The organism is Kamptonema formosum PCC 10802, from assembly GCF_000332335.1.
Taxonomy (GTDB): Bacteria; Cyanobacteriota; Cyanobacteriia; order Cyanobacteriales; family Oscillatoriaceae; genus Oscillatoria.
In genome coordinates, this window is sequence record NZ_KB235948.1 from 4,052,899 (window position 1) to 4,065,872 (window position 12,974).

Annotated in this window: 10 protein-coding genes and 1 pseudogene; 3 read left to right on the forward strand and 8 right to left on the reverse strand. The window is 55.6% G+C overall.

Annotated features, from left to right (window positions below):
• Positions 1–971: 971 nt before the first annotated feature.
• Positions 972–1,097 carry a hypothetical protein gene (locus tag OSC10802_RS55695; protein ID WP_255349149.1) on the forward strand — a complete coding sequence of 42 codons (126 nt, stop codon included), beginning with the start codon at positions 972–974 and terminating at the stop codon, positions 1,095–1,097.
• 217 nt (positions 1,098–1,314) lie between these two features.
• Here OSC10802_RS55695 and pheA read toward each other — a convergent pair whose 3' ends face one another.
• Positions 1,315–2,190, reverse strand: coding sequence for a prephenate dehydratase (gene pheA, locus OSC10802_RS0117470; protein ID WP_017718061.1), 876 nt, complete (start codon positions 2,188–2,190; stop codon positions 1,315–1,317).
• A 219-nt stretch (positions 2,191–2,409) separates the two neighbouring features.
• On the opposite strand from pheA, the gene OSC10802_RS0117480 reads away from it, so the two are divergent.
• Positions 2,410–2,991, forward strand: a complete 582-nt coding sequence (locus OSC10802_RS0117480; RefSeq protein WP_017718063.1) for a DUF1997 domain-containing protein — start codon at positions 2,410–2,412, stop codon at positions 2,989–2,991.
• Between the two features lie 217 nt (positions 2,992–3,208).
• Here the strand turns inward: OSC10802_RS0117480 and OSC10802_RS0117485 are convergent, their stop codons facing one another.
• The 7 genes and pseudogenes from OSC10802_RS0117485 to OSC10802_RS0117515 form a co-directional block, all read right to left on the reverse strand.
• A complete protein-coding gene (locus OSC10802_RS0117485; protein ID WP_017718064.1) occupies positions 3,209–3,853 on the reverse strand; it encodes a ribonuclease HII in 645 nt (214 codons plus the stop codon).
• Between the two features lie 484 nt (positions 3,854–4,337).
• Positions 4,338–6,437 (reverse strand): ribonuclease E, encoded by a 2,100-nt coding sequence (gene rne / locus OSC10802_RS0117490; protein ID WP_017718065.1) that lies wholly within the window; start codon positions 6,435–6,437, stop codon positions 4,338–4,340.
• Between the two features lie 586 nt (positions 6,438–7,023).
• Positions 7,024–7,173, reverse strand: a complete 150-nt coding sequence (locus OSC10802_RS56985) for a zinc ribbon domain-containing protein (protein WP_445727653.1) — start codon at positions 7,171–7,173, stop codon at positions 7,024–7,026.
• Entirely contained in the window at positions 7,170–7,463 is a 294-nt protein-coding gene (locus tag OSC10802_RS0117495; protein WP_017718066.1) for a hypothetical protein, read from the reverse strand. The genes OSC10802_RS56985 and OSC10802_RS0117495 overlap by 4 nt, the downstream gene beginning before the upstream one ends.
• A 307-nt stretch (positions 7,464–7,770) precedes the next feature.
• Positions 7,771–8,180: pseudogene (locus OSC10802_RS46370) on the reverse strand (zinc ribbon domain-containing protein); the annotation flags it as partial.
• A gap of 387 nt (positions 8,181–8,567) precedes the next feature.
• Entirely contained in the window at positions 8,568–11,231 is a 2,664-nt protein-coding gene (locus OSC10802_RS0117505) for a TIGR03960 family B12-binding radical SAM protein (protein WP_017718067.1), read from the reverse strand.
• A 343-nt stretch (positions 11,232–11,574) separates the two neighbouring features.
• A complete protein-coding gene (locus tag OSC10802_RS0117515) occupies positions 11,575–11,922 on the reverse strand; it encodes an STAS domain-containing protein (RefSeq protein ID WP_017718069.1) in 348 nt (115 codons plus the stop codon).
• A 434-nt stretch (positions 11,923–12,356) separates the two neighbouring features.
• Here OSC10802_RS0117515 and OSC10802_RS0117520 point away from each other — a divergent pair, with 434 nt between their 5' ends.
• Positions 12,357–12,572, forward strand: a complete 216-nt coding sequence (locus OSC10802_RS0117520) for a hypothetical protein (RefSeq protein ID WP_082218308.1) — start codon at positions 12,357–12,359, stop codon at positions 12,570–12,572.
• Positions 12,573–12,974 lie beyond the last annotated feature (402 nt).

The following is a 12,974-nucleotide window of genomic DNA, read 5'->3' on the forward strand; positions in this document are numbered from 1 at the left end:
AACCGCAAATTTGACATTAACCGGCATCTTCGCCCCACGGCTCAACCCGCTTGTAAGATTTTTTCTAATTTTTCACCGATGCCGGCGCTTTGCTAGTGGGGGGTACTATCTTTTTCCACCCTGCCGTGGTAGACTCTTTCTTATAATGGGAATCCGTGCTGAAATTTTCGGGCCGCCCCCACTCCATTATTAACTTGTCATAACAGCAGAGTACCACGAGCCGGCACACCCCATCAACTCTCTTCCCCGTCAAACCGCAAATTTGACATTAACCGGCATCTTCGCCCCACGGCTCAACCCGCTTGAAGATTTTTTCTAATTTTTTACCGATGCCGGCGCTTTGCGTAGTGGGGGGGTACTATCTTTTTCCACCCTGCCGTGGTAGACTCTTTCTTATAATGGGAATCCGTGCTGAAATTTTCGGGCCGCCCCCACTCCATTATTAACTTGTCATAACAGCAGAGTACCACGAGCCGGCACACCCCATCAACTCTCTTCCCCGTCAAACCGCAAATTTGACATTAACCGGCATCTTCGCCCCACGGCTCAACCCGCTTGAAGATTTTTTCTAATTTTTTACCGATGCCGGCGCTTTGCTAGTGGGGGGGTACTATCTTTTTCCACCCTGCCGTGGTAGACTCTTTCTTATAATGGGAATCCGTGCTGAAATTTTATAGCAGCCCCCACTCCAGTATGAACTTGTGATAAGAGCAGACTACCACGAGCCGGCACACCCTGTCAACTCTTTCCCCCATGCCGGTCAACCTGTTACAAAACTTGACACTGACCGGCAGCAACTGTCCCCTGCAATAGCTCCCGATCTCTTGAGAAATTCTTTACAATCTTTTTCTATGCCACCGCCGCAAAAGTGATGGGGGGTACTATCTTTTTCCACCCTGCCGTGGTATACTCTTCTTATAATGGGAATCCGTGCAAAAATTTTATGGCGGCCCCCACTCCAGTATTAACTTGTGATAAGAGCAGACTACCACGAGCCGGTGCCCCTGTCAACTATCAACCCCCGTGCCGGTGAAACCGCAACCAAACTTGACATTGAGATTGACCGGCACCTCCTATCACGGCTGACTCCGCTTTAGCATTTTTTCTGATTTGCCCATAGATGCCGGTGCCATAGTGGTAGGGGGTACTATCTTTTTCCACCAACCCGTGATAGACTCTTCTTATAATGGGAATCCGTGCCGAAATTTTATGGCGGCCCCCACTCCAGTATTAACTTGTGATAAGAGCAGACTACCACGAGCCGGTACGCCCCGTCAATCCCTTTCCCCCACCCCCTCAAAACGCAACAAAAATTTACAAAATCAGACAGTCAGGATTGGCGGGATCTGAGTCAGCGTATGCCGTCGTGTAGCTGCCAAAGATTTTCAGGGTTTCGGTGTGGGGGGCTAATTCCTGGAGGGCGGATTGCACCGAGGCATCCCGAGCGTCAGCTTCGATGTCAATAAAGAAAACATAGTCGCCGAGGGAGCGCTTGGTGGGCCGAGATTCGATGCGGCTCATGTTAATATTCCGCTGAGCGAACACTTGCAAAGGCTTAACCAAAGCACCAGGAACGTTGGCGGGGACGCTAAAACCGAGTGATGTGTGAGTCCCACCGGAAGAAGGCTGCAAGCTCAGCACCCAGAAGCGGGTGAAATTGTCCGGGTAATCATTAATCGGATGAGCGAGCACCGGCAGCTTGTAGAGTTGGGCCGCCCGCAGCGAGGAGATCGCGCCGGCAGTTTTGTCCTCCTCCAGATGCAGCAGCGCCTCCGTCGTCGAATTTGCCGGAATCAGCTGCACCTGCGGGAGAAATTTTTCCAGCCACCCCTGACACTGCGCCAGCGCTTGCGGGTGCGAATAAACCGTTTGAATCTCCTGCAGCGCGCCAGCTACAGACAGCAAAGCGTGGGAGATCGGCAGCACAACAGCCCGCTGAATTTGCAGCCGGTCGAGCTGCCACAGCGTGTCCAGCGTCACCGGCACACTGCCTTCAATAGAATTTTCCACCGGCACCACCGCCAAGAGCACCTCACCATCCGCCACAGCTCGCAGCGTCTGCCCAATACTCACATAAGGACATAACAAGCATTCCTGCCCAGTTTCCCGAGTCAGCAGCTTGACATAAGCGAGGGCAGCGGCCTCCGCGTTAGTGCCGGTGGGGCCCAAATGGGCGACAGATAGGGTCATGGCGTTCCGTCCAGTAAAGTCTGCGTCTCAACTATTTTTATTACTTTTATCAGATATCAAGTAACATACGGAAAGCCTACAATAGGCTCGAAGTACCTGCAGAGTAAGATTCTAGCCTTTTAGCAGCCACTGCCGGCCTGAAGAGCTTGAAGCATCCCTTCACCTGCCGCAATATACTTTAACATAAGTAAATAATCTTTAACATTTAAGCCGCCCAGCATGGACACCCGGTTTGTTGCCTCACAATCCGTTGAAATTGCCGTCCCCGAGCAACCTGTGCCCATTCAGCACTATCTGCGCCAGCCCAAGCGCCTGGTGTACGCTCTCGTTGACCCCAGTCGGATGGAGCAGCTGAGGGCTGATGTGTTTCGCCTGAAAATGCGCCCGCTGAGCTTTATGATGCTGAGCATTCAACCCACAGTAGACATGAAAGTGTGGGCAGAAGCGGACGGGACAATTAACTTAAAGTCAGTCAGATGTGAGATTCGGGGTGTCGAGTACATCAACCAGCGCTTTGCGCTCAAGCTGATCGGGAAGCTGTATCCCCAGCAGATTGCCGGCCTTACCTATCTCAAAGGCAAAGCCGATTTAGAGGTGAGGGTAGAACTGCCGCCCCCCTTCTGGCTGACGCCGCAACCGATTATGGAAGCCACCGGCAACACCCTGCTCAAGAGCGTGCTGCTCACGGTTAAGCAGAGATTGATGCACCATCTGCTGCAAGACTACTGCCGGTGGGCGTCCGAAGAAAGGGAGGCCCAATCCAGCCAGCCGGTACTCTCCCCGAAGGGACAAATCGTGTGACAAGCTGTTGTTGCGCATTTAATTTTCGCTCTTAATATAAAATATCGCGCTCCCAGGTTAACCCTGGAAGCGCGTCTCCGGAGTATCTGCCTCCTTTATACATAAGCAGATTAAAATATCCAAACCTTGTCAAGTTCGCTCAATCGCCATCCTATCTCTGCCTGAGTCAGCCCAACGCCCAATGCCCCATGCCCCATACCCCATACCCAACCTGATATTATTGGCCGCTCTCGCGACACGGACTGAAAGACAGCCGGTGCTGGGGTGAGCGCCCGTACTTTTGCAGCGCTAGCCGGTGCTTTTGCGTAGCATATCCTTTGTTATTTGTCAAGTCATATTCAGGATATTTCGCAGCTAGCCGAACAATCAGATCGTCGCGCCACACCTTAGCAACAATACTAGCGGAAGCAATCGCAACCGACAGGCTGTCCCCCCGCACCACTGTCTCTTGCGGCACCGGCAAGTCAGGAATCCGCTGGTTGCCGTCAATTAAACACAGTTCCGGCTGAACACTTAGCTTCAGCACCGCCCGTTTCATCGCCAGCAGCGACGCCTGCAAAATATTGAGCCGGTCAATCTCGCGCACAGACGCCACACCGATTTGGCAGTCGAGCGCCACCTCCCGAATCAGCCCGGCCAGCCGGCGGCGCTGAGTGCCGGTCAGCTGCTTGCTGTCCCTCACCCCAGCAGCCGCCAGCTCAGCCTCAGCAACCGGCGGCAGGATAACAGCAGCAGCCACCACCGGCCCAAACAAGCAGCCCCGCCCCACCTCATCCACACCGGCAACCAACCCCTGCCGGTCGGGCGGTGCCGGAGGAACCCAGAGACTGAGCTGTTTAGGGAATTGAGGCGGCAAATTCATACAGAGATTTTAGACCGATTTTGGATTTTACATTTTGGATTTTAGATTTCCCCGCGACCTCAAGGCATTTTCGTCGGGTAAAAAAAATCCTATAGCAGTATGCACTTAGGTTAAAACATTAGACCTTCAGGGGGGGGCGGGACGCCTGCCCTACGTCTATATCCCAGTAGTAATATGGGTTAGGACAATAGGAGCCGGAGTGCGGGGGTGCAAAAGAGGCCGAAATGTACGAACCTAAGTGGCTGCTGCTATATATATAGCCTATCTAAATAATTAGGAAAATTCTCTCTCTTTCCTTTCCTTGACGCTCTTGGCGTCTTGGCGGTTTCTTCAAACAAAAATTTTCACTTTTCAATTCTAACCGCTTTATCTCAACTTGATATTAAAATGCCCCGGCAGAAGTACAAGCATAAAAGCAGATAGCGCAGATATGAGTAATCTCTGCGCCCATCTGCTCAGGCTGCAGTTTTTAATTGTAAATTAACTACGAATCCGCAGCAGAAGACCGGCGGCGGCGGCGGCGAGTCACACCCGCACTGGACTCCGAGTCACTCAGTTCTGAGGCGGGCTCAGCAGCGGTGGCAGGCGAGGGAGACTCGTCAGCGGCGGCGGGTTCAGCCGGCTCGGGTTCAGGCAGCTCCAGCAGAGCCCGCTCGGAGCGGTCGATTTCCGGTTGCTCGTAGCGAGAGGAGAGGGATGCGCTTCGGGAGCCCGCAGCGGTGCGGCGTTCCTGTGCCGGCTCTACAGCCAGAGGCTCGATCCCCACATCTGGATTCGGAGACTGACCGGGCGTCACCACCGAAATAACCGCAGATTTGGGATTTTTCACCTCGCGATTCACCAGCACCAGCGGAGAAATCCCCATCAGTGCGTAGACTTCCTGCTCTTCAGGGGTCATTTCCACCGTAACCACCTCTGGGGGTTCTGGGGCAGCCAGAGCCGTCTCGCGAGTGAAGGCACGAGTCCTTTCAACTCTTTCCGCCCGCAGGGGTGCCGGCATCGCATCGGGCACAGCGGGTTCAGTTTCGGGGATCGCTTCCGGTTTAGGCGTCTTCACCGGCGCGGCGGGAGTGATGCGAGCCGCCGGTAGAGGCGAGACGCCCGCACCTTCCTCCTCAGCAGCGGCGGGGGTTTCAGTCAAGTCAATGCGCCGCCGCCGCCGCCGGCGGCTGTCTGCCCCGCCGCGCTCCTGATAGCTGGGATGGTTGAGCAGGTCCAGTTGAGTCAGCGGGCTCGATTCGTCCATATCCAGCCCATCACTCACCACTTCCGCCAGCTCTGGCATGCGGGGCTCCCTGAGGGCAACAGGTACCAGGCGCTCCACCGGCTCTCCGGGCTGAGTGTCCGCTTCCCCGGGGAGGTGCACCAGGTGCCCTAGCCCCCCACAGGTAGGGCAGCCCCGACCGAAAAGTTCGTAAATATTTTGACCTTGGCGCTTGCGGGTCAGCTCCACCAAACCAAGCTCGGACAGCTGGGCGATCTGAGGTCGAGCTTTGTCCGATTTCAGCGCTTTGTTAAAGTGTTCGAGCACCTGTAGCTGGTCTCGCCGCGAGTCCATATCGATAAAGTCAACAATGATCACCCCGGCAATATTGCGCAGGCGAAGCTGGCGGGCGATTTCAGTAGCCGCCTCGCAGTTCGTCCACAGGACCGTTTCCCTCGCCGTGCTAGAGCGGGTGAAAGAGCCCGAGTTGACATCTATCACCGTCAGCGCTTCCGTCGGCTCAATAATGATATAGCCGCCGGAGGGCAGGTCAACTCTCGGTTTGAGGGCTTCGCGAATCGCCGCGTTGACGCGGAAGTATTCCAAAATCGAGGTGCGCTCGCGGTGGTGGTCTATCAGCACCCCTTGCGGTGCCTTCCCCCCACTCCAGGAGAGCAAGTGCTGCTTCACCCGCTTGATGCCAGTGGGGGAGTCCACCACAATCCGGTTCACGTCCGTACTGTACATGTCCCGCAGGACGCGCTGAATAAAATCGTCGTCCCGATTCAGCAGCGCCGGCGGTCGCGTCGAGTTACCTTCCTGCTGGATACTCTCCCACTGCCGCTGCAAGAACTCCAAATCTTCCAGAATCGCTTCTTCCGCCATCCCTTCCGCCTCAGTGCGCACCAGCAGCCCCATGCCGGCGGGCTTGATCAGGATAGCCAGAGCTCTCAGGCGGTTGCGCTCGCTTTCGCTGCGGATGCGGCGCGACAGGTTGACGCCCCGCCCAAAGGGCATCAGCACCAAATAGCGACCGGGGAGGGTGATGTTGCCGGTCAGCCGCGGCCCTTTGCTTCCTGTGGGCTCCTTCATCACTTGCACCAGGACTTTCTGCTGCGGCACCAGCAGTTCCGTAATCGAGCCGGCGGAGCGCTTCAGCCGCAGCGGGCCCAGGTCAGTGACGTGAATAAACCCATTGCGTTCGCTGTCGCCGATATTGACGAAAGCAGCATCTATTCCCGGCAATACGTTCTCAACAATCCCCAGATATATGTCACCTACCTGGTGCTGCCCCGTGGCGACCACGAGTTCTTGAATTTGATCTTCTGAAAAAACGGCAGCGATCCGGTGCTGCTCTGCGATAATAATTTGCTTTGGCATTCAATTCCCTCAAAACTTAGCTCTGCTAGAGGCTGCCGCGCTGCGGAAAGCCCCTGACTCTAGCTGAAATAGTAAGCTCGTGCTCGAACCCAGACTCCCACACATTCGATCGGGAGCGCCAACACCTCTAAGGACCCTAAAATGGCTTAATACAGTGACAGAGGACTGAGTTAACAATCCGCAGTACGCGGAGTGACTGCTGACCTATAGTTCGCGCCACCTCTGGTGACTGATGGTCCCCTCTGTCACGGGCCAACAAATGTGCGGAAAGTCTTGAAGTAATTCGGCTGCCAGTTGTTTCCAGCATCCAATGCAAGGCTAGCCACGATAGCCGGCACTCCCGGCAACTCTAGCCTGCAACTGCTGCAGCGTGAACGGACGGCAGGTTGTGAATTTCGCTCCAGGCAGCGAACTGTAGAGCAAAACTCTTTCAAGGGTGGGAATTTCCGAGCCGCTCTACAAAACTCTGGACAGCGCCGGACACTGCTGCCCTTTCGTTGCGGCTTGCTTCCCGCAACACCCTCGTCCCATCAACCGCAGCTGATGGTAGGTTTTCGCTCTTGCGTCTGCGTGACTGGCACCGCCCCTACCCAGCGGCTGGACAACACTCCAGATTTACAGATGCGTTACAATCCCTCTCCTCCTCACTCCCACACCCGACGCATTTAAAGGTGCGAACGTGAGAGCGGCTTTTTGTCGGTGCTGGCAGTGACTGCAGTCGGGAAAAAACGGTCAGCTATGACTGATTCTGAGCCATACCCTTCCGATTTCTACAGTAATTGCCGGTTGAATTCGTAGAATTCGCGCTTCGGCTATTGCACTAGCCAACCGCTGATTCTTGAGCGTGCCACTTACATTCAAATGGTCAGTGGCTGTTGGGCGCTTAACCTTATTTTCAAGTGCCTCGTTACCCATTGGCAGCCCCCCATTCCAAGACCTGCAAGCTGCACCGGCGTATTTGGCCAGCAGCGGAGCTTGCTTATTTTTGACGTTCGGTCGGGTTTTTATGGCCCTGTACTCTGGCATGACTGCGAACCGTTAAATGATGTCCGGGTTTCACCGGTTATTGTTGGATGAAATTTCTCCCCTCTCTCCTTAGATTATACGCTCTCTTCTTGACAATTTTGGTTCAATCAGGAAACCGTTCCTGCCCAGTTCCTCAATCCTTTTCGGGATGAAGGCCAAAACAGCCATGCAAATTTTCTTGTTCGTTAGGGATAAAGCCTAACCAGCTGTAACTGCCAACATCCCTATCTTCTGCTCGCGGGCGCTGAGAACTGCTTTTTTCTCACCCCGGGGAGCTTGCTACTGTATCTAAAATGACCTGATACATTTACGCGACATTATTCGAGGTATTCCCGGACAGTGCAACGATAGCACGCTTCACCAGTAAAAGTGATAGAGGCGATATCCCGCAAAGCTTTCAGGAACATCCCAAAAGCACTGTTCCAGTCCCGCTAAGCGTAAATCCGCAGCTGCGGACAGTGGAAAACTTTAGAGCCACCCAAGCGGGTGTGGACATTTGCCGGCTGCTGCATGCAGGTCTTGCTAGTGAATTTTTCGGTGACATCCACAGGGCGTGGTTCCCGTCAATTCAGCCTGATGCTTTAAAGTCATTTTGAACTTTTGAACTGGTAGTGCGCCTACCGAGCATCGCTCTCGCCGTTTTAGACCTGATTTTTCGCACCCCAGGCAACCGTGTCGGAAGTCAAGGGAGGTTGGCAGAAAAATCAAGCGGTAATTGAAGTCGCGATTTCCCTGTTCGGAGCTGACCGGGGCCTTTTTCAATTTCTCAGCTCCGTCTGTATTGTATCACGTTTTGTAGGATTGCGCAAGAAATCCAGGATTAAATTTTACCTCCCTCTTCAAGTTTCTCACCGCTCCCCCTACAGGCTGTGTGCCTTCCCGCTTTCTTGCCGCTGCGCGTGAGGCACTAGAGAGCTGCCGGCGCTCTCGTTACGATTCCGCAGAGCGCGGGGGTGAGAGACGCCTTTTCCTGTTTTTTGGCTGCCGGTCGCACTGCGGGGGTTGCCTAGCCCGTGAGGTTTATTTTAGCAATTATTAGCCCGCAGGGGTAGGCACCGGTAGCTCCCCCTGCTAACATCATTGCCTGCAGCAATTGCCCGCCCCTCACCGGCGGCTCGCCGCACTCTCGCCACTCAGAAATAGCTGGTTGCGGTGGGCGTGCAGCAGCTGAAACTCCTGTCCGGTCACTTGTTCGAGCATGCAGACCAGATGTTCTGGTCGCAGCAGGGTGCCGTCATTGCGGCAACTGCCAGTGTAGCGCAGAACCGCACGCGGAAGTGCTGAGTGGGACTGCTCACTTAACACTGAAGAAGGAACTGGCAGCTCGGATTGAGAGCTTCGATCTTCTCGGCACTCTACTACTTCTAACTCAAACAAGCGCTCGCGCAGATTCACGAGTTTTGTCTGGCCAGATTTAGACGCCAGCTCTGACAAAATGGCCTCACTGCCTGTGATTGCCCGCACCCAGTCTTCCCAAGACGCCTCACCGGCACCGGCTGCTGCAACTGTGATATAATATTCTGCCGTTTCCAACAGCTGGCTAGCGGAGGGAGCTTTCAGGTCAACCTCCTCGACGCTGTAGAGGGGGATTTCAGCCGGCAGGACGCCTGCCAACTTGTCCCGAAAGGTTTCAGCCTCCATGGGTTGCGCCAGCTCGAAGTCGGCAATTTCGCCGCTGCTGGTAGCCCCTAGGGACAGGGCGCTGGCAATTGAAATCCGAGGGCTGGCGTGGAACCCGCCGGTGAAAGCGACCGGCAAGCTGGCCCGCCGCACGGCGCGGTCAAACAGGCGAGCTAAATCCAAATGGCCGATTAGAGCCATGTTACCCAGTTTACCAAACTTCACCCGCATTCGCACTGCCCGGTGTTGATTGGGTTTAAACTGGCCGGCAAATTCCGGAATCGGGGGCGGCTCAACGACCGTATTGTGGCCAAAGTCCGGGGTGCACACCCCGCAGTGAGAGCAGCCATCAAAGGAGCAGTCCGGAACTGTCGCTGCTTCCAGCGCCCTAGCCAGATCCGCTTTCAGCCACTCCCTGTCAATGCCGGTATTGATATGATCCCAAGGCAGGGGCCTGTCAAGGATGTCCCCTGCAGCTCCATCCATAACATTCCACTCACCGCTTTCCACTTGCCGGTATTTCCAACTCAAGCCGGCAGAGGAGATCGCCTCCTCCCAAGCGGCAAAAGCCTTCCCAACACTTTCAAACCAGGAGTCCATACCGGCACCGAGTTCCCACGCCCGGCGCACCACAGCCCCCAGCCGCCGGTCGCCCCGCCCGATGAAATCTTCCATCGCCGAGATCCGCACATCCGTGAAGTTGGCCCTCACCCCCTTGAGCCGGCGAAATTCCGCCCGCAGCATAGCTTGCTTGCGCTCAAACTCAGCGGTGGAAACCGAATGCCACTGGAAGGGCGTGTGAGGTTTCGGCGTGAAGTTAGAGATAGTTATATTAAAATTCAGGCGCTTTCTTCCCGGGGCGCGGCACTCTCCTTGCAGCCAGCGGACGGTTTCAGCAATGCCGAGCGCGTCAGAGTCCGTCTCTCCGGGCAAGCCAATCATAAAGTACAGCTTTACTTTATCCCAGCCCCGATCGAATGCCGTTTTTACCCCGCGAAGCAGTTCTTCATTCGTCAGCCCTTTATTGACGATATCCCGCATCCGCTGGGTGCCCGCTTCTGGGGCGAACGTCAGAGTCCCCTGCCGCGTGCCGCCGATAATGTTGGCAATGTTGTCGTCAAACCTGTCCACGCGCTGGCTGGGCAGGGACAGAGAAATATTCTGGTCTTTGAGACGATTTTTGATTTCCACGCCCACGGAGGGCAGCGCCAGATAGTCGGAACAGCTGAGCGACAGCAGGGAAAATTCATTGTGCCCGGTAGCGAGCATCCCCCGCTCAATGGCGTCCACCACTTTTTCCGGCTCTACATCCCTAGCCGGTCGGGTGAGCATGCCGGGCTGGCAGAACCGGCAGCCCCTGGTGCAGCCGCGCCGTATTTCCACTGTCAGCCGGTCGTGTACGGTTTCCACGTAGGGGACCAGCCCGATGGAGTAGGCCGGCAGCGGTGCCGCCACTCGCCGCAAAATTCGCACCGGCACGTCAGGGCGATTGGGGCGGACGCTGCCGTCCGCTGCGGCGTCATAGAACTGGGGCGCGTATACGCCCGGCACTTGCGCCAGGTCGAGCAGCAATTCTTCTCTGCCCAGTCCTGCTGCCAGCCCTTCTTCGAGCACCAGGCCAATTTCTGGCAGCAGCTCTTCGCCATCTCCGAGGGCGAAAAAGTCGAAGAAGTCGGCATAGGGTTCGGGGTTGGAGGTGGCTGTTTGGCCGCCGGCGAAAATGAGCGGCCATTTTCCCGCCGCCCGCTCTTCCCACGTCAGGGGAATGCCGGCCAGGGAAAGCATTTCCAGGATATTAGTAGCACCCAGTTCGTAGCTGAGACTGAAGCCGAGAATGTCGAAGTCCGTGAGGGGGCGGCGGGATTCCACGGCAAATAGTGGCGTCTGGGTGGCGCGAAGCTTCTCGCCCAGGTCGGGTGCCGGCAAGTAGGCGCGATCGCACAATTGCCGGGGCTGAGCGTTCAAGATGCTGTAGAGGATGATGTGGCCCAGATTAGATGCGCCCACTTCATAGACTTCTGGGTACGTCAGCACCCAACGCACAGCCGCCTCTTTCCAGGGTTTGTGTGCGGCTCCAAGCTCATTCCCCAGGTAACGAGCGGGCTGTAGTATATCTGGTGTTAGTAATTGCTCTAGTGCGACTGCCACAGCTAATACCCACTTCTGACTTCTAGGGGCACACACGGGGGGATTGCCCCTAATCTAGCACCGGCGGGGGGATTGCCCCTACTGGTTTCACCTATTCTTTTAATATACTAGATGTCCTGTCACTTCTTGAACCCCGCCTGGAGCGCTGTCCAAAGTAGCTGGCGAGTGTTTAACGGCCAGCCGGTGGGCCCAACACCGGGCTTGTGCTGAAAACTTTGAATTTTCTGGCGACTTGAGCGAAAAAGGGCTGCGGCTTCCCCCAACAGAAAGGCAACGTGCAAATTTCCGCTCCCTTTGGGCCAGCCCACAGCTGGGCCCTCTGGGCGTGTGCCGTCATGGGGCGCTACCCCAAAGCGGTGTCAAGCTCCTGCGCCACGGCGGCCCTGCTGTCAAAAATCTCAAACACTCTGTCGAGCCCGGTGAGTTCAAAGATAATCCGGATTGAGGGTGAAACGCAGCAAAGGCTTAAGCGTCTGTTTAAACGCTGTGCTAAACTCAAGGCTGATACCAGCGCAATCAGCCCCGCACTGTCGAGGGACTCCACTTGCTCCATGTCAACCAGCAATACCGCACTGTCCTCGGACGCCACCGCTCGCAGCAGCCCGGCTTGCAGTTCCTGTGCGTTTGAGGCGTTGATGTGGCCTTTGGGCTGCAGGACAGTCAGTTTAGGACGGGCGAGAAGGCTGTGCATAATTTGCTCCTCTTGACGGGTGGGAGAACGAAAACTACCTCAGATGTATTGACGATAGCCCCAGAATGTGGGGACGACCACCCCTCCGGCCTTAGCTTTGCTGAATCTTTGTCTGAGCCTGGGTTATATTAAAGTTTTCATTAAGATTTTCTAAAGAAAAGTATCAAAACATACAGCCCACCGGCAGAATTCAAACAGAGTCCCGCCGGTGGGCTTGTGGTGCCGGCGCTGCCGGCGGGACAGCCCCTGCCGGCCTTGCGCCAGCCAGTCAGGGAGAGGGTGCGTGCGCCAGAGCCTCAGATAATTTTCAGCTCCAGATTGACATCAAGTCTCTGGTCTGCTGGCAGGCACAGCCGTCCTGTGATTTAGATCATTATTCATTAGAGTCCTGCATCACTTTTTTGTTGGGATATCTAATGGAGAATGGTGATTGTATGAAAAGATGCTTACATACCATCAAAGACACTGCCATGATTCGTCAACTTGTGGAAAAAGCCCTTTATATCAAGCAATTGACGCCCGATATCGAAAATGAAATCAATTACGAGCTGACCAGACTCGGGTACATTTCTGACGTTGATTACGAGGCCCTGGAATTGCTGATGGCCGAGATGGATGCCGGTCGGATTGAATTAGTGCCCAGTCGCTAGTGCTCGGGAGCTGCTGCGCTGTGAGGCAGTTTTGGGACATCTGTCCCCCAGGAGATCCGCTTGATATCTTCTCTTGAATTGCGCCGGTTTTGTAACGTTTGCGCTCCGAGGCGTTGGGCCTCGGGCATTGGGGAAGGCGAGCGTTCGGGCACGCTGCTCCTGTGGAGCCGCTAGCTGCTGACACACTGGGCCTCAGGCATTTGGCATGGGCAATTCTGGCCAGGGTGCGCCAGTCTTCGGGCCTCCGTCACGCAATCACGGTGCCACCAGACTCGATCGGATTCCGCTGGAATTATTGGCCAACCCGCTACCAGGGTGCGGGTGCTTTCTCTACGGCCTCAGTCGCTCACTCATGCCAGGGTGCTTTTGCATCTGCCATCAGTGCTGCTGCTCGTCGTCGTC

Excerpts from the sequence above, each read along its gene's own strand:
- OSC10802_RS0117515 (WP_017718069.1), bottom strand. The coding sequence starts at position 11,922 with ATGCACAGCCTTCTCGCCCGTCCTAAACTGACTGTCCTGCAGCCCAAA.
- OSC10802_RS0117520 (WP_082218308.1), top strand. The coding sequence starts at position 12,357 with ATGAAAAGATGCTTACATACCATCAAAGACACTGCCATGATTCGTCAA.
- pheA (WP_017718061.1), bottom strand. The coding sequence starts at position 2,190 with ATGACCCTATCTGTCGCCCATTTGGGCCCCACCGGCACTAACGCGGAG.
- rne (WP_017718065.1), bottom strand. The coding sequence starts at position 6,437 with ATGCCAAAGCAAATTATTATCGCAGAGCAGCACCGGATCGCTGCCGTT.
- OSC10802_RS0117485 (WP_017718064.1), bottom strand. The coding sequence starts at position 3,853 with ATGAATTTGCCGCCTCAATTCCCTAAACAGCTCAGTCTCTGGGTTCCT.
- OSC10802_RS0117495 (WP_017718066.1), bottom strand. The coding sequence starts at position 7,463 with ATGCCAGAGTACAGGGCCATAAAAACCCGACCGAACGTCAAAAATAAG.
- OSC10802_RS0117480 (WP_017718063.1), top strand. The coding sequence starts at position 2,410 with ATGGACACCCGGTTTGTTGCCTCACAATCCGTTGAAATTGCCGTCCCC.